Genomic DNA, 16,780 nt, shown 5'->3' with positions numbered 1-16,780 from the left:
TCCCACCTTAACTTAGAATCGCTACTTTCAGCACTTCTTCTAACGTAGTAATTCCTTGTTTTACTTTTAATAACCCGTCGTCAATTAAAAAAATCATTTTGTTTTTCAGCGCCAATTCCCGTAATTTCGAAAACGGTTCGTGGTTTAAAATAACGCGGCGCATATCGTCGGTCATGACAAGCAATTCATGAAGGGCAATCCGTCCTTTATACCCAGTCATATTGCACGTTGGGCACCCGCGTCCGCGGATGACTTTGTCAATTTTTATGCCACGCCGCGCGAAAATTTCCATTTCCCGCTTTGTCGGTTCTTGTTCGTATTGGCAATCGCGGCAAATGCGGCGCACAAGCCGTTGAGAAACAACACCGGCGAGCGATGTCGCCACTAAAAAAGGTTCAATGCCCATGTCAATTAAGCGCGTCACCGTACTGAGCGCGTCGTTCGTATGCAGCGTACTAAGCACTAAATGCCCCGTTAACGACGCGCGAATCGCCACTTCCGCCGTTTCGCGGTCGCGAATTTCCCCAACCATAATAATGTTCGGGTCTTGGCGCAAAATCGAACGCAATCCTTGTGCAAACGTCAAACCAACATTTGGGTTGACTTGTATTTGGTTAATGCCCTCAAGCTGGTATTCGACCGGGTCTTCAATCGTAATAATATTGACTTCTTCACTATTTAGCCGGTTCAGCGCAGCATAAAGCGTGGACGATTTCCCTGACCCAGTTGGCCCGGTAATGAGCACAATTCCGGTCGGTCGCTCAATCAACTCAATAAATCGCTGTAAGTTGAGTTTATTAAACCCGAGCTTTTGAATATCATTAAGCGCTGCCCCTAAATCAAGAACGCGCATGACAATTTTTTCGCCATACACAGTCGGCAACGTCGACACGCGCAAATCGACGGGATGGAAGTCTATATTCATTTTAATCCGACCGTCTTGCGGAACGCGATGCTCGGTTATATCCATATTTGCTAAAATTTTAATTCTAGCGGTTAACACGCTTTGCATATGTTTCGGCAGCGCCCGATCCGTCCGCAACACCCCGTCCACCCGATAGCGAATTAATACTTTCGTTTCTTGCGGGTCGATATGGATATCGCTCGCCCGCTGTTCAATTGCCAGCTGCAATATTTGATTAACAAGCCGGACAATTGGCGAGTCTTCTTCCGTTATTCGCTCTTCTTCGACCGTTTCTTGCGTCGGTGCCATCCGCAAAAAATCTTCCATCGATTCATCGATGTCGTAATATTTATTAATTGCTCGTAAAATATCGTCTTTCGAGGCGATCGCCGTTTCAATATGAAAGCCAGTCGAAAGCCGCAAGTCGTCAATGACGAAAAAATCCATCGGGTCGGCCATCGCCACAAGCAGACGGTCGCCTTCTGCCTTTAAAGGCATGACCATATTCCGTTTCGCAAATTCTTTCGGAACTAAATTTGTCAATTTCGGGTCAATCGGATAACGGTATAAGCTGACGTGTGGGATACCGAGCTGAAATTCCAATACTTCAATTAACTGCTGTTCCGTAATATAGCCGCGCTGCAAAAGCGCGTCGCCAAGCTTTTGCCCAGGCGCTTTTTGCTGGAGTGCTTCTTGTAGCTGCGCTTCTGTTATTAGTCCTGCTTCTACTAATAAATCGCCTAACCGTTTCCGTTCTTGTCTTTTCGTCATCCTCATCCCTACTTTTCGTACTGGTCGCTTTCATTTGGCTGTTCTTCTTGTGTTGGTGTTTTCGTTTGTTCGTTGCTTTGCGCTTTGTCGGACGAAGGGGTTTCTGTCTCGTTCGTTGGAGTCGTCCCGAGTTCTAACCCGCGCACTTCTATCGCATGCACTGGCGGATAAAAATCTTCGGAAATGACTTCTGTTTTAATCAACTGTTTGCTTTCATCATATGTTTCCTTTTTCACTTTTACAAGCATTCCTTGACGTCCGGCTGCTTTCACGTATCGTTCCCCTGGCTTCAACGACGGGTTGTATTGCACGACCGTTTTTGGCGGGAAGTACTCTACTTCTCCCATTTTGATAACATATTGATACGTAAACGGCAAACCATAAAGCGTCACACGAAAGCCAGTGCCAACCGTTTGAAATTGTAGCGTATATGCCGTCGTATTCGGGTTATACACACGCAAATCGCTTATGTTCCCATCGACTTTTGCTTCATAACCAAGTGGAATCCCGTCTGGCAAGCTGCGGCTTGTATGACGTTCGACAACGGTAAAATTTGTCGGCAACACCGCTTGATATACAGCGGACGCGATAGTGCTCATCGCTAACGAAGACATCCCTTTTACATATGCCGCAAGCGAAAAGACCGTTTTCCCTTTGATTTCAATCGATGGGTGGTTGTCGACCCATGCGATAACCTCTGCTTTCTGTTCTCCTAAATTGGTGATACTCCCTGCGCTTACCGCTATTTTTTCCGTCGTTTGTTGTCCAATATAACGCGCAAGGTCGAACGGCTCGCGATGTCGCTGCAATAGCGCAGCGCTTTTCGTGATGTCATTCACTAACTTATCAAACTGAAGCGACGATGCAAGCGCTGGTGTAGCAAGCTGTGCAGCAAGCGTAGAAACGGCTTCTTTATCTAATTGCACAACAAGCTGTGACGGGCGTCCGTCGACAGCTTGTTGCACGCTTTGTTCCACGCGAAATGAAAACAGCCGCGCCGGAATTGCTACTGTTTTTTCTTGATAGGCAAGCGTTAGTTGGGCGGAAGTTTTCCATTCGTTCACTTTCGTTTGTACTTTTTGCACCGCTTCTTCTTTTGATAGCGCGGCAATGGAAATCGATCCGATCATCGTCCCAGCGGCAAAACCCGTTTCATTAGCAACCACTGATTCATAAATAGCAGGACCGATTTGGGAAACGCTTATAAGATAGGTGGTACAAAGAGCAATGACAAAAAATAGTTTTGCTGCCGCGACTGGCCGCACAACGAAAATCCTCCTTTTTATGCATCGACGTTCATCGATACATCAATAATGACACTTGGCCCCGCTTCTTGTGCCTTGACAATATCATCGACCGTTAATACCGTCCCCGCTGCAATGAGGACGTTGCCGTTTCCATCGACAATATCTTTCATCACACGTTTTCCTTGCAAAATTTCAACCTGCTTCTCCCGCAACGCCTGAAGCGCATCGTTTTCTTTCACGGCTGGTATTTCCGCTGTTTTTTCTGTCGTTGCTAGCACTTCATCCAATGATTCCCTTTTCCCAAGCAGCTCCATTTCCTCGACAAGTGCAGAAGCCGCGTTTTCATTCACAATTAAAATATCTTTTCCATAGGTGAGCACAAATTCCGCAGATAGTGCTGCTTGACGGTCGGAAGTGGTGAGTTCGACACCGATAATTTCGCCTGTTTCTTCGTCGACAAAAAATTCCGTGACTTCGCCAAGCAACTGCCCTTTTCGTGTCATCGCTTTCGTGTTTTTAATGCGAATTTGTTTATTCACAAGCTGGTTGGCAATCGGAATTTCTGCTAAATCAATGACGGCGCTATGGTCGTCTACCGTTACGGCAAATTCTCCGATGCCGACGACTTTTTTAAACGGAATCGCTTTTAAACTAAATTGAACATCCTCTTGTTCAATCGTTAAAAAGTCTACCGACCCTTTTTCTGGGTTAATAACTAACGTTTTGACTGTTCCGATTTGCACCCCATCGGAAATACTGATGATTGGAAGTCCTATAATTTGTGCACTACGTTTCATCTCCACCACACCTGTTCATTATTTTTCGATATGAGAAAGAAATTGAATTTCTTCTAATAACACTGGATATTGGGAAAATCTCTCCTGCAAATGAATAAGCCACGAGGAAAGCTTATCATATTCTTTTTCGAAAAGATAGTGTTCGATTAACATCCTTGCAAATACATAATAGTCGTGGTCGGATAACGACGGCTGCATACATTGAAGCAGACGCTGCTCATACTCGTTTTTGCCAACGAATTCGCGAGTAAAGCGAAGTTCATCGATAATCATCTGCATCAATTCGCTAGACATCGAGACGACATTCAAAGACATAGACGATTGTTCGATTGGTTCGTCAGCTTCGAACAATTCGTCCAACCGTTCCGATGGAACAATTTCTTCTTCAAAGCGATCGTCAAGTTTCGGTTCTAGAAGAATAGTTTCTTCCATCGAATTGTCCGATGTTCGTTTCAATGCTTCCTCTTCCAAAAGGTCGTCCAGTTCTAGTGGAAGAATCGTTTTTTCTAGCGAATTGTCCAATGTTCGTTCAAATGCCTCTTCTTCTTCCAAAAAATCGTCTGGTTCTAGTGGAAGAGTCGTTTCTTCTAACGAATTGTCTGGTGTTCGCTCGAATTTTTCTTCTTCGAAAAGGTCATCAAGACGTTCGTTTTCTTCTAACCACTCAAACGTTTCGTCGCTCTCTACATCATTAACTGCTGCCGGTTTTGTCAGCGTTTCGTATTCTTCTAACGAAAGTGGCGGTAAATAGTCTTCTTCTGACCATGCGGCGATTAAGTCTTTTTCTTCTTCTACCGGATTCGTTTCAAGTACATCTTCCTCTATCCAATCATCTAGTTCAGCATCATCACGCGCTTCACTATCCGACTCTTCTAATGGTGCATCGTCTACTTCGATATTTAATGGCTCATCCGAAAGATTGGGGAACGACGGCGCTAGCTGCTGTTTTGTATCTAATGCTTCCATAACCATTGCTTCTTCAGCGGCGAACAAATCATCCTCTTCTTCCGCGATTGCATATAACACATGGCCAAATCGCCGGTCTAATACGTACGTAATGGCAATCGCCATTAGCAATAATAACAAACTTAACTGCCAAAATGGAAAAACAGCAGATGCCGTAACCGCAAGGAGCGACAACAACAACGAAACAAGAAGTGCTGCTATTTTGCCGCGCCGACTTAAACCAAGCGGCAACATAAACAACAGTGGAATAGCGACGACAAACGCAAGCAATATAAATAAAACCGGTTTCAATGTTTCACCCCGTTTCTAAACCCATCTAAGACAATTTTCGTAAAAATAAAACAATACTCGACTCTAACATATTGTATAATAAAGTTACATATTTTGAAAGAAGGTATGTAAAATGGAGAAAAAGAAATTTACTGTACTCCACCCTTCACAAGGCTTTACGTTAATCGAAGTATTAGCGTCGATTGTCATTTTGTCGACCGTCGCGGCCGGAATTTTTCTTTTTTTTACAAATGCGATGAAATATACAACATACAATCAAGGGAAAACGGTAGCGGTAAATGTTGCGCGCGGCGTGTTGGCGTATATGGAGCGGCTTGATTTTACAACGCTACAACAATACGTACAAACAGACATGACAACGACAAACAAGCCGTATACAGAAATTAATGCGTCCAACTGTCGCTCTTCATTATTTGAAAGCGAACAAGTATGCCAAGCGATTCTTCGTCCGACCATGAACAACGTCGTATACGACGAAACACGGCTTCATGTGTTTGTTATTCCTTATAACGATGTTACCCAATGGGATGCATTCGTTCAGTCGCCGCCAGCGGAATTTCCTGCATCGCTAAAAAAGAAAATCGCAGCGGAAACGGTTGAAAACCAAGATGTAAACTTACAAAAATATTTACTAAAAGTATTCGTCATCGTGCGCTGGGGAGACGATGACGACAAAGCAGAATGGCTAGAAGGTGTGATTGCTAATGAAACGATTCGTTAATAATGAACGAGGATTGTCTTTGCTCGAGTTGCTTGCGGCGGTGACGATTTCGTTTCTTATCGTTGGGGTGATGTATAACGTTTTTATGAGCGGAATGAAAACGTATCAACGAATCGGGATTGAAAATGAGCTACGCAGCGAGGCAGACTATATGATGGCGATCGTCTTAAACCGCTTATATGAGTTCGCGCCAGACGGGATGGATACAACTACAACGACAAACACTCAACTCGTCTTTGTGAACAATAAACAAAAAGCGATTGATACGAGAGTAGGGCTTGTCGAAGAAGAAGAAACAGAAACGAAATCGTTTTCGCTCGCATTAGCGAACGATGAACTGCAGATCGACGGGCAGCCAATTAGCTCCGAACGCTTAAAAATCATTTCCAATCAATCGAGTTTTTCCTATACGTGCGTACGCCAAGAAGGGAACATATGCCGAAGCGGTGTGGTGACAATCGTGCTTGCCGTCCAAGATAGTACTCACAATTCACCAAATAGCCCTCTTTATATTCGACCGTTTACGCTAAAAACAGAATTTGGGTTTTAAAGGAAGTGCAAAGGGATGAACGAAAAAGGGTATAGCTTAGTTTTAACATTGCTCATTGTTACGATTTTTTTCATGCTTGGCTTAACGATTTTATCCGTCAGCCTCTATCAAGCAAAATTTACGCAAACACGCGTTGAAGACGTGGCGTCATTACACGAAGCGACGAAAGCAATTGAAGAAACGATTGCTGAAATGAAAGTAAAAGTAGAAAATTTAGAACTATCCACCCCGCTTCAGTTAGACGCCGATCTCGGCAATAGCCAAACAGGGTTTATCAAACAGCTTATCGAACGGTATGGGGTAAATATTCAAGACGTCACATCAGACAATAACATTGACCGCACAAAGCTGTTTACGCGCGTCTATCTCCTTTCCAAACCGTACGGAACGAGAACCGTTTCCCGGAAAATTATTATTACAAACACGCCGAGCTTTTTGAAGTATGCGGTTGGGTCAAACGAAGACGTCATTTTAAACGGCGGGATGTATATTGATGGGAATATATATGCCGGGAAAAATTTTTATGTTACAAATGTTGCTAATTATATTGATAACTCACAAAAATATACGGTACAGACATCTTTCCCGACAACAAGTGACAAAAGCGTACTTTTTGTCAATGAAAACCGCTATTCTTGTGATCAGCAAAATGGGGCTAACGCTTGTTATAATGTTGCTAATAGCCGATTTGAACGTATTTTATCTAACTATTCTAACGACGTACAATTCCAAACGAAAGGTCCTTCTGTCCAAAAAGAACAAAGCGAATTTATTGATGTTGATTTCGACTGGACATTTAAAGACAAATTGTTGAATGCAGCAGGTATTGAAACGTTTAGCCAAGCATATGAGAATAATATTAACTTGACTATTCATGAACTTCTTAACAGTCTTAAAGGACAGTTCGCTACGTTTGATCATGTCCCAACAATTGACGAAATCACAGGTGTCGGTAACGAATCGATTTTACTCGATTCGGATAAATTTTCTTCTTTTTTTATTGATCACGGTGAACTCGATTTACAAAATAATTGGCTAATTGTGAACGGTGATTTATATTTAGGGAACAGTGTCAACGTTCCCGTAAAAATACGTGGAAATATCCTTGTCCTTGGCAATTTAATGATTAGTGGAAACGTGCAGCTTGATTCCACCATTTATGCACTGCAGCGAACATTTATTTATAACGCCAACATTTCTGGCTGGAACGACAAAGAAGTCGTTCTATTGTCAAAAGGACCTTTAGAAATTGCAAGAATTAACGAATTTGATAACAAATTCCCATTTGATACCCCAAACCTTAAAGGCTATTTTTATACGGATAACAATGCCGTACTGTATGCTGTAGGCTCTTATATCAATATTAAAGGTGGTTTGTTTGCGCGCGGAAACGTCAATGAAGCAGTTCCAGATGGGGATACATCTGGATTAGTCATCAATAGTTACCGCGGTCCAGCTAATAAACAAAGTGACGCTATCGCGCTTACTCCCCCACCGTCATTGGATGATAAAGAACAAGCTCGGTTTGTCATTCGGCATGATAAGTCGGTTTTTATAGACCGAGGATTAGGGCTTCCGTTTGTGAAAAAACTTGACCTTATTGTCGATGAACTCATGATAAAATAAAACGGCATCGGGAACCCCCGTGCCGTTTTTTACCATCGATTTTTCCCACCGCTATCGTTACTGTTTCCTCCCGGATCAGTTGATTTTTCTTGAACAATGACAACCATGGTGGCAGTGATATCTTGACCGAGAGAATTTTTCTCATCAGCTACTGCGGTTATCGTTGCATACCCAGCGTCTTTTGCTTGAAGAACCCACTTTCCTTGTTTAAAGATGACATCTACGTACTCAGGTGCACTTGATTGAATGACACGAATGTTTTTGTTTGTTGCGTTAGCTGGAATAAACTTTATTTTCGAATCAATAGTTATTTCGTCACCTACGGTTACATATAAAACTGGTTGAGTAAATTGAAGCCCTTCAAGTGGGACAACTGGATTAACGACAGTAATTCTCGCTGTTGCTGTCACGTTGCTACCATCTAGCGCTTTTACCGTAATATCGACAACTCCCGAACCTTTCGCCGTCACTTTTCCTTGATCGACCGCTGCGACGGTTGGATCGCTTGAAATCCATTGCAGCGACTTGTTCGTCGCATCGTTCGGCGCAATCGTGACAGAAATTGTCTGCGTATCTCCGATATTCATTTTCGATTGATATGCTAAATCAATTCCAGTGATCAGCTTGTTATACGTCAACGATACAGTCGCAACACCGCTTCCTTTTGTAAAACCACCTGACGCCTTTACCGAAACAACAGACGTTCCATCGACCGTAATCGGAATTTCATACGGAGGATTTAACGTTTGCCAGTTGACGTTTTGTTTCGGATTAGTAAGTTGATATTGATACGATACTCCTTCTCCCGCGACTAACCCGACAACGCGTACTTTTACCGGCTCTGTTACCGTTGCGCCATTAGCAATTTCCCGTCCATCGTTCGCAAAAATTTTCACTTGCGGCGTTAAATTCAATTCTACGGATTGACCGTCTTTATAGGTGACAACGATGATGAGGTCATTGCTGTTTGGTTTAAACGTTAACGATTGAATCGGCAACATACGCAACCCGTAATCGTTCGGATGTTTCGTCGTCGCCAGCAAGTTCGTTGTCGCGGTAAGCGTCTGCCACTTTGAAACAAGCCCGCGGCTGTCGCCTTCGTAATAAATGTCCGGAAACTCTAAAAGTCTTACTTTCATACCAATCGACTGCGGAGCGACCGGCAAGGTGGACGTGCGTGTTCCGTATTTGCTGTCCGTAAACGAAACAGTCGCTTGCGGCAATTGTACTCCTTCCATCGCCCAGTTTGCTTGTAATTTCAGGCTAGCGCTAATCGTTAAATTGTTTAGTTTCGTATAATCAATTGTTGTATTCGGAAACGCCATTTCTGCATAAGTGACGCCGTTATTGGTATAGACCGTAACATTGGAAGAAGGGAGTACTGTCACCCCATCTGGGAGTGGCTGAATAAGCTTAATATTGCTTAAACTACCTGTCACACCGCTTCCGACGTATCCGGTCGGAGTTAGTGTATATTGGGCAATAAATTGATTAGAATCTCCATTGCTATTGCCATATTTAATTAAATCCCCGATATCTCGTGAAACTCCTTGCAGCTTCACACTTCCTGTAAACGCCGGCGGCACTTCGTCTTTTATCGTTACTGTTACCGCTTTTGTTACCGATGGCTGCAATGCGCCGTATACGTCCCGATACGACATTTCTGCGCTGATCGTATACGTTCCTTTCGCCTTAAACAACACAGGAACGGAAATATTAATCGGTGCCGGAGCCGGTTGCCCAACTTTATAGCCAATATTGAATGTAATATAAGCATTCGTTTTCGTTTCATCAAGCCAAACGTTCTCATTTTCGACGATTTGCACATTGCCGCCGAACGATTGAAGCGGAATCCGAATCGTACCGCTTAACATTGGATCGGTGGCAAGCTTTGAAAACTGCTGGAAAATTTCCGTTAAGTTTTGCGTCGTTCCTTGTTTTGCAAACCCGCCTGTCGCTGCGGACAATTGGCTTAAATAATCCATATCGACATCATCATCGCTGCCGAAACCGACGGAATAAAGCGTGATATTGTTCATGCCGAGATTTTTAGCAACGTTTAGCCCATAATTTCGGATTTTTGCATCGACAGAGCTATATGAAAAAGTAAACCCACTCTTCCCTACATACCGACCATTCGCATAGTCACTACCATCCCCATATAAAAGCCGTTCATACCCTTGGTTATCAATAAACCGCATTGCAGTTGTCCTTCCATCGCTATAAAGTTCATAGCGGAGCGAGACATTTCCGGTAACAGTTTTCCCTGTATACCGATAGTTTTTTACTTCTTTATACGTTATCTGCTCAACAACGTTCGCAAATGTCGGCACCCCGTCTGTTAAAAAGATAATATATTTCTTACGGGTTGGATCGTTAAAAAGCGTCTGCGCGGTTTGCAATGCTTGTGTATAGTTCGTTCCTCCACCAGCAACGAGGCTATTCGATGTTTGTAAAATTTTATCTAAATGTTGCATGACGTCATATGTTCCAGTTGGAAATGAAACGACTTTATTGTATTGAACATCGCTAGAAAAAGGAACTAGCGCAAACCGGTCACTTGGATTAGCGTTTGCTTTAAAATAACTGACAGCTGAACTAAGTGCTTGTTTAGCGCTTTGAAACTTCATCGGGTTCGTTCCTAGTTCATCCATCGACCCAGAAACGTCGAATACAAAAACAACATCAATTGGCGACCGAATGACGCTGTCAATTTTCCCTTGTGGAATAAGCGAAATATCCAATCGCCCTTGTGCATCTCCGTTTGTAGGTTTGGCGTATTCGCTTTGGGATGCGGATAAAGTAAAATCTAAATAAGCGCTCCTAGGTTGATATTCGTAGGCGCTATCCGGAAATGAAAAATAGTAATCTTCTTTTCCATTTCCTAACGTCCGATATGCGTCAACGACGATTTCGTACATTCCATTTCCTTGTGGCCAGTTATTCGTCATATCAAGCGAAAACGTATATTTTTTCGTCCCGTTTTGATCACTAGCTACTGGAACTGCATCTGTCCGATAGCTAACTTGTGTGCTACTCCCTTTCACATTAATTTTGACGATAAAAAAACTAACCGTATTACCATTACCGTTCCCCTGACCAGGAGTAGTTGCCCATCCTTCAATTTTATTTGCCGTAACGTTCGTAATCGCTCCTGTTTCTTTCGGGCTATCCCCCCGTACAATGGTTGCATTGATAAAAAAGAAACTAAGTATAAGAACAAATATCCCTGCTAGCTGTGTAAGTTTCCGCACCTTCTTCCCTCCTTCCAATGTCCTATTTTCTTCTATTATACCAGCAATCGCTCTTATAGAGATATTAATTTTTCAAAAATTTCCGCACATCTGAAATGAAGTAAAGCGAGCCAGTGATTAAGAAAAGGTCTCCATCGTTTTTGCTTTTTTTGGCGTCGGCGAGCCATTGTTTCCAATCGGTGCAGCACGTTTTATTCGGATGTTTGCACAATTGTGCGAGTTGCTCGGCTGTGGCGGCACGCGGAAAATCGAATGATGTAAACGTGATTGTCTTCGCGATACGAGAAAGCTGTGGAATCATTTTATCAAGCGGTTTATCTGCTAATGCCGCGACAAGCAAATGAACGTTGCGATCCGGATAGTGCGTTTTTACCGTTTCGACAAGGCTTTCGACGCCTGCTTCATTATGCGCGCCGTCGATGATAATTGTCGGTGTGTTGGACAACGTTTCAAACCGCCCGAGCCATTGCGCCTTTGCAAGCCCATTTCGTAGCGCCTCTTCTTCAATAATCAATGAGTAATATACCCGTAAATAATCGGCTGCCATCACCGCTAACGCCGCATTTTTTACTTGGTGCGCCCCGAGCATCGAAATCGTCAAGTTCGGATAGTTGGAAAACATTGTCTGGATTGAGAACCGTTCGCCATGTTCCAACGAAATGGCGTCGCTGATGACAAAATCGTTGCCTAATACGTACGTTTTTGCTTTCCGTTGCGTTGCTTTTTCTTGAATAACATGAAGTGCTTCTTTTTGCTCGACGCCAGTAATGACCGGAACGCCGGATTTAATAATTCCCGCTTTTTCAAAAGCGATTGCTGAAAGTGTTTCCCCTAATATATTCATATGATCGTAACCGACGTTTGTAATCACTGATAAAAGCGGATAAATGACGTTCGTTGAGTCCAATCGTCCACCAAGACCTGCCTCGATAATGACGATGTCTTGCACATTCATTTTGCCAAAATAGTAGAACATCATCGCCGTAATGACTTCAAACTCCGTCGGTCCGCCGAGTTCTGTTTGTTCTAATTCTTCAGCTAGCGGCTTAATGACGTTCACAAGCTGCACAATTTCTTCATCGGAAATTGGCACGCCGTTTATGCTAATACGTTCATTAAACTGTTCCACATACGGAGAAGTAAATGTACCAACCGAATATCCTGCTTCTTGTAAAATATGGCGCAAAAAGCAAACGGTCGAACCTTTGCCGTTCGTCCCTGCGACGTGAACGGCTTTTAATCGACGCTCTGGATGCCCTAGCCGATCAAGCATCCATTCCATCCGCTTTAAGCCTGGTTTGATTCCTAATTTTAACCGTCCGTGAATCCAGTTCACGGCTTCTGTATATGTATTTGCCATGAAAATTCCTCCCTGTTCAAAAATGAAGACGAACCGAAAACCGATTCGTCTTCATCATAATGCTATTGTTTTAATTGTGCAAGACGAGCGCGTACTGCTTCGCGTTTTTCTAAGTAGTCTTGTTCTTTTTTCCGTTCTTCTTCGATAACGTGCGCTGGGGCTTTCGCTAAAAAGCCTTCGTTGCTTAATTTCTTTTGGACGCGCTCGACTTCTTGGTCAAGCTTTTGTAATTCTTTTTCGAGGCGTTTCACTTCTTCTTCAATGTTGATTAGTCCTTCAAGCGGCAAGCTCAGTTCCGCGCCTGTGACGACCGCAGTCATCGCTTTTTCGACCGCTGGAATCGTCGTATCGATGATTAGTTCGCTCGGATTGCAGAAGCGCTCGATGTATGCCCGGTTCGTTTCTAGCGTCGCTTTTACGTGTTCATCTTTCGCTTTAATATAAAGCGTAATCGGCTTGCTTAACGGCGTATTTACTTCCGCCCGAACGTTGCGCACCGCGCGAATAATATCGACAAGCAATTTCATCGCTTCTGCCGCTTCGTCATTGGAAAGTTCTGGACGAACTTCTGGCCATTTCGCGACTGTAATGGACTCTCCTTTATGCGGTAAGTGTTGCCAAATTTCTTCCGTTACAAATGGCATAAACGGATGAAGAAGGCGCATCGTTTGGTCAAGTACGTACGCCAATACAGACCGCGTCGTCTTTTTCGCTTGCTCATCGTCGCCATATAACGGCAGTTTCGCCATTTCAATGTACCAGTCGCATAAGTCGTCCCAAATAAAGTTATAAAGGGCACGACCTACTTCACCGAATTCGTATTTTTCTGCCAGCTTCGTGACCGTATCAATCGTTTCGTTTAAGCGCGTTAAAATCCAATGGTCGGCGACTGATTTTTCTCCGTTTAAGTCGATGTCTTCGTATGTGAATCCTTCCATGTTCATTAGCGCAAACCGTGAAGCGTTCCAAATTTTATTGACAAAGTTCCACGTCGCTTCTACTTTTTCCGTGCTAAAGCGCAAATCTTGACCCGGCGAGCTGCCTGTCGCTAAAAAGTAACGAAGCGAATCGGCGCCGTATTGGTCAATGACATCCATCGGATCTACGCCGTTGCCAAGGGATTTGCTCATTTTCCGCCCTTGCGCATCACGTACTAAGCCGTGAATAAGTACATCTTTAAATGGACGTTTCCCAGTAAACTCAAGCGCCTGGAAAATCATGCGCGATACCCAGAAGAAAATGATGTCATAGCCTGTCACAAGCACATCTGTTGGGTAATAGCGTTTATAGTCCGCTGCTTTTTCATCTGGCCAGCCCATGGTCGAAAACGGCCAAAGCGCGGAGCTAAACCACGTATCTAAAACGTCCGGGTCTTGTTCCCAATTGTCGATGTCTGCCGGTGGCTCATGGGCAACGTACACTTCGCCTGTTTCTTTATGGTACCACGCTGGAATGCGATGTCCCCACCAAAGCTGACGGGAAATGCACCAATCGCGAATATTTTCCATCCAATGCAAATACGTTTTCTCAAAACGTTCTGGGACAAAGTTCACTTTTCCTTCTGTTTTTTGCAGTTCAATCGCTGCTTCTGCCAATGGTTTCATTTTAACAAACCATTGTGTCGAAAGATACGGTTCCACGACGGCGCCGCTTCGTTCGCTATGACCGACCGAATGCATATGCTCTTCGATTTTAAATAGCACGCCTTGTGCTTGTAAATCTTTAACAATTTGCTTGCGGCATTCAAACCGGTCGAGCCCCTTATATTGCATCGCATTGTCGTTCATTGTGCCGTCTTCGTTCATCACGAGAATGCGCGGCAAGTTGTGGCGGTTGCCGATTTCAAAGTCGTTCGGGTCGTGCGCCGGCGTAATTTTTACCGCCCCTGAACCAAACTCCATATCGACATATTCATCGCCGATAATCGGGATTTCCCGACCAGTAATCGGTAAAATAACCGTTTTGCCGATGAGATGTTTGTAGCGCTCATCTTCCGGATGCACCGCAACTGCTGTATCGCCAAGCATCGTTTCCGGACGAGTCGTCGCGACTTCAATGTAGCCCGATCCGTCTGCGAGCGGATAGCGCAAATGGTAAAGTGCCCCTTGTACGTCTTTGTAAATGACTTCAATATCGGAAAGCGCTGTTTTTGTCACTGGGTCCCAGTTAATAATGTATTCGCCGCGGTAAATGAGCCCTTTTTTATAAAGGGACACAAACACTTCGCGCACTGCTTTCGATAGCCCTTCATCAAGCGTAAAGCGCTCGCGCGTATAGTCGAGGCCGAGCCCTAATTTTGCCCATTGTTCGCGAATATGGCCAGCGTACTCTTCTTTCCATTTCCACGTTTCTTCGACAAATTTTTCGCGGCCTAAATCGTAGCGGGAAAGCCCTTGATGGCGCAATTTTTCTTCGACTTTCGCCTGCGTCGCAATGCCGGCATGGTCCATCCCTGGAAGCCATAAGACGTCGTAGCCTTGCATCCGCTTCATGCGCGTAATAATGTCTTGCAGCGTCGTATCCCACGCATGACCTAAATGCAATTTCCCCGTCACGTTTGGCGGTGGAATAACGATCGTAAACGGCTGTTTCCCTTCTTCACCAGTTGCTTCGAAAAACTTACCGCCAAGCCACCATTGGTAGCGGTTCGTTTCGACTGCTTTATGGTCGTATTTTGTCGACATTGTTAGCTTTTCCATGTTATCCCTCCTTACAAAATAAAAAGCTCCTTTCATCCGAAAAGGACGAAAGGAGACTCTCTCGCGGTACCACCTTTTTTCTTAAGCAGAATATCCTCTACTTAAGCACTTCATCGCATAACGGCTTTCGACCGGCTTCTTCTACTTAGCATTTGCCGTTCAAAGAAGCAGCTCAAGGGCGACCTTCCAACGCGTACAATCCTAGGAAATCTCGCAGCAAATGATTTCCCTCTCTGCAGGTGCTTGCGCTGTACTCTTCCCTGTCTTCGCTTTTTTCATTTTCACTATACATACTACCGAAAAACGAACGACATCGTCAATCATCTTTTCCAAGTTTTTAATGATTTATGCACCTCATCGATTGTTGGTGACAAAAAAAAGGACGTTTCATACTGTATAACAAAGGAGGGATGATACGTGAAACGATTTAATCCATATTCATGGCCACCGTGGCTCCGCCAACTCCGCGCCATTTGCGCCCAAGTCATTATTCCCATTACCGTTTTTCAAGCGATTCGCACGATTTTATTACCGACAACGTTCGACGTTCTTTTATTAGCCATTCTCGTTTTATTGGCTGTCGCTTTCCACCTCGAGTGGATTTGATGTCGCCATCTGCATAAGGAGTTGTTCCGTTCGCTTCATTACCCAATAAGCTCGCTGCAGCTCGGAAACGGCGCGATATTCAGTCTGTTCTTTTTTCCGTTTCCCCGCATAATCAGAAACTACACGAGATAAATACGTCGGAGAAGCAACGTGGCTCAAGAAAAAAGCAAGCTCTTCCTCCCGGAGGGAAAGTTTTTTTTCGTATTCACGAAAGCCGTCGACCCACGTATCGTCCACCGGCGGCGTTCGTACATATTCATCGAAAGCGGTCGCTACATCGACAAGCGGAAATGCCCATTTTGCCCGCTCCCAGCTCAAAAACTGCCCCCCTTGTTCGCGCGGTACGTAATGAGAAAAGCGGGCGTTCCCATGGACAAACGCCATGCGCCATTTTTTGGATTCCTTCGTTTTTTCGTACCAAGTTTCTAGCTTCGTTTCTGCAAACCAATACGCTTGCATCGTTTCATGAAAATACGTGCAACATTGCAGTTGGAACGGGGACATATACCATTCGCGCTCGCATTGTTCCACATACGATTGCAAAAAAGCGCGTTCTTCCTCCCAAACTGCTTTTTTTGCTTCATAGTAGTTTTTCAGCTCAGTTTCGTCGACATGGATTTCTTGCATCGTTTTTTGATGGAGCGACGCAAGGTCGCGGAAAAAAGCTTGCGCCTTCGTCGTCCGCTCCTCTCGTAAAGAAAGCCATGGCATCATATAATAATAGCCGTCTTCGTGAGCGACAAACCGCGCACCGTGTTTCGTCCAATAGATCGGAACCATGTACGGTTGGTAAAAAAAAGTCGCTTGCTCAATGGCGTGGAGTTGCTGAACGTCGTCCATTTTTTTTAGCGCAAACGTCCCTTCCGCTGCATGCACTTTTTTCACTTTTCCGTAATCATCGACCCGCACTACGCGCAAAGGATAATGCGAAAGGATTGTCATATCGCTCCGATGCAACCAAACCACCTCCCTCTCCATAAAAAATCTC

General features: G+C 44.2%; 12 protein-coding genes and 1 other annotated feature. Of the genes, 4 read left to right on the top strand and 8 right to left on the bottom strand.

The genetic code is table 11. From position 1 onward, the window contains the following. Positions 1 to 7: 7 nt before the first annotated feature. The 4 genes from GGR02_RS04730 to GGR02_RS04715 are packed head-to-tail and all read right to left on the bottom strand — an operon-like array spanning position 8 to position 4,976. Complete coding sequence (locus tag GGR02_RS04730) at positions 8 to 1,675, bottom strand: GspE/PulE family protein (RefSeq protein WP_183183592.1); 1,668 nt, start codon at positions 1,673 to 1,675, stop codon at positions 8 to 10. 8 nt (positions 1,676 to 1,683) lie between these two features. Beyond that, positions 1,684 to 2,940 (bottom strand): G5 domain-containing protein, encoded by a 1,257-nt coding sequence (locus tag GGR02_RS17765; RefSeq protein ID WP_183183591.1) that lies wholly within the window; start codon positions 2,938 to 2,940, stop codon positions 1,684 to 1,686. A gap of 17 nt (positions 2,941 to 2,957) precedes the next feature. Then, positions 2,958 to 3,719, bottom strand: a complete 762-nt coding sequence (locus GGR02_RS04720) for a PRC-barrel domain-containing protein (RefSeq protein ID WP_183183590.1) — start codon at positions 3,717 to 3,719, stop codon at positions 2,958 to 2,960. Positions 3,720 to 3,737: 18 nt separating this feature from the next. Beyond that, on the bottom strand, positions 3,738 to 4,976 hold the full coding sequence (locus tag GGR02_RS04715) for a hypothetical protein (RefSeq protein WP_183183589.1): 1,239 nt from the start codon (positions 4,974 to 4,976) through the stop codon (positions 3,738 to 3,740). A 112-nt stretch (positions 4,977 to 5,088) separates the two neighbouring features. Between GGR02_RS04715 and GGR02_RS04710 the strand changes: the two genes are divergently transcribed. From GGR02_RS04710 to GGR02_RS04700, 3 genes are read left to right on the top strand one after another with little or no spacing between them, the layout of a single operon-like run. Then, a complete protein-coding gene (locus tag GGR02_RS04710) occupies positions 5,089 to 5,697 on the top strand; it encodes a type IV pilus modification PilV family protein (RefSeq protein WP_183183588.1) in 609 nt (202 codons plus the stop codon). Further along, positions 5,681 to 6,247, top strand: coding sequence for a PulJ/GspJ family protein (locus GGR02_RS04705; RefSeq protein ID WP_183183587.1), 567 nt, complete (start codon positions 5,681 to 5,683; stop codon positions 6,245 to 6,247). Before GGR02_RS04710 ends, GGR02_RS04705 begins: the two co-directional genes overlap by 17 nt. A gap of 15 nt (positions 6,248 to 6,262) precedes the next feature. Next, a complete protein-coding gene (locus tag GGR02_RS04700; RefSeq protein WP_183183586.1) occupies positions 6,263 to 7,873 on the top strand; it encodes a hypothetical protein in 1,611 nt (536 codons plus the stop codon). Between the two features lie 29 nt (positions 7,874 to 7,902). Here the strand turns inward: GGR02_RS04700 and GGR02_RS04695 are convergent, their stop codons facing one another. The 3 genes from GGR02_RS04695 to GGR02_RS04685 all read right to left on the bottom strand — a co-directional run bounded on the left by GGR02_RS04695 (position 7,903) and on the right by GGR02_RS04685 (position 15,186). Continuing rightward, the gene (locus GGR02_RS04695; protein WP_229706146.1) at positions 7,903 to 11,127 is read right to left on the bottom strand and encodes a VWA domain-containing protein; all 3,225 of its coding nucleotides are present in this window, start codon (positions 11,125 to 11,127) and stop codon (positions 7,903 to 7,905) included. Between the two features lie 64 nt (positions 11,128 to 11,191). After that, positions 11,192 to 12,487 carry a bifunctional folylpolyglutamate synthase/dihydrofolate synthase gene (locus GGR02_RS04690; RefSeq protein WP_183183585.1) on the bottom strand — a complete coding sequence of 432 codons (1,296 nt, stop codon included), beginning with the start codon at positions 12,485 to 12,487 and terminating at the stop codon, positions 11,192 to 11,194. 62 nt (positions 12,488 to 12,549) lie between these two features. Beyond that, positions 12,550 to 15,186, bottom strand: a complete 2,637-nt coding sequence (locus tag GGR02_RS04685) for a valine--tRNA ligase (protein WP_306415777.1) — start codon at positions 15,184 to 15,186, stop codon at positions 12,550 to 12,552. A 38-nt stretch (positions 15,187 to 15,224) separates the two neighbouring features. After that, positions 15,225 to 15,462, bottom strand: a binding site (T-box leader). Positions 15,463 to 15,603: 141 nt separating this feature from the next. On the opposite strand from GGR02_RS04685, the gene GGR02_RS04680 reads away from it, so the two are divergent. After that, positions 15,604 to 15,792 carry a hypothetical protein gene (locus tag GGR02_RS04680; protein WP_066326512.1) on the top strand — a complete coding sequence of 63 codons (189 nt, stop codon included), beginning with the start codon at positions 15,604 to 15,606 and terminating at the stop codon, positions 15,790 to 15,792. Here GGR02_RS04680 and ysxE read toward each other — a convergent pair. After that, positions 15,757 to 16,749 carry a spore coat protein YsxE gene (gene ysxE, locus GGR02_RS04675; RefSeq protein WP_260174965.1) on the bottom strand — a complete coding sequence of 331 codons (993 nt, stop codon included), beginning with the start codon at positions 16,747 to 16,749 and terminating at the stop codon, positions 15,757 to 15,759. The two genes, GGR02_RS04680 and ysxE, sit on opposite strands and share 36 nt — an antisense overlap. Positions 16,750 to 16,780: the final 31 nt, after the last annotated feature.

The organism is Anoxybacteroides voinovskiense, assembly GCF_014196205.1.
Taxonomy (GTDB): domain Bacteria; phylum Bacillota; class Bacilli; order Bacillales; family Anoxybacillaceae; genus Anoxybacteroides; species Anoxybacteroides voinovskiense.
The sequence above is the reverse complement of the archived record's forward strand: the minus strand, read 5'-3'. Positions and strand labels throughout refer to the sequence as shown.

What these genes read in the sequence shown, in the direction of transcription:
- GGR02_RS04730 (WP_183183592.1), bottom strand. Translation starts at nt 1,675, where the DNA reads ATGACGAAAAGACAAGAACGGAAACGGTTAGGCGATTTATTAGTAGAA.
- GGR02_RS04690 (WP_183183585.1), bottom strand. Translation starts at nt 12,487, where the DNA reads ATGGCAAATACATATACAGAAGCCGTGAACTGGATTCACGGACGGTTA.
- GGR02_RS04700 (WP_183183586.1), top strand. Translation starts at nt 6,263, where the DNA reads ATGAACGAAAAAGGGTATAGCTTAGTTTTAACATTGCTCATTGTTACG.
- GGR02_RS04685 (WP_306415777.1), bottom strand. Translation starts at nt 15,186, where the DNA reads ATGGAAAAGCTAACAATGTCGACAAAATACGACCATAAAGCAGTCGAA.
- GGR02_RS04720 (WP_183183590.1), bottom strand. Translation starts at nt 3,719, where the DNA reads ATGAAACGTAGTGCACAAATTATAGGACTTCCAATCATCAGTATTTCC.
- GGR02_RS04705 (WP_183183587.1), top strand. Translation starts at nt 5,681, where the DNA reads ATGAAACGATTCGTTAATAATGAACGAGGATTGTCTTTGCTCGAGTTG.
- GGR02_RS04710 (WP_183183588.1), top strand. Translation starts at nt 5,089, where the DNA reads ATGGAGAAAAAGAAATTTACTGTACTCCACCCTTCACAAGGCTTTACG.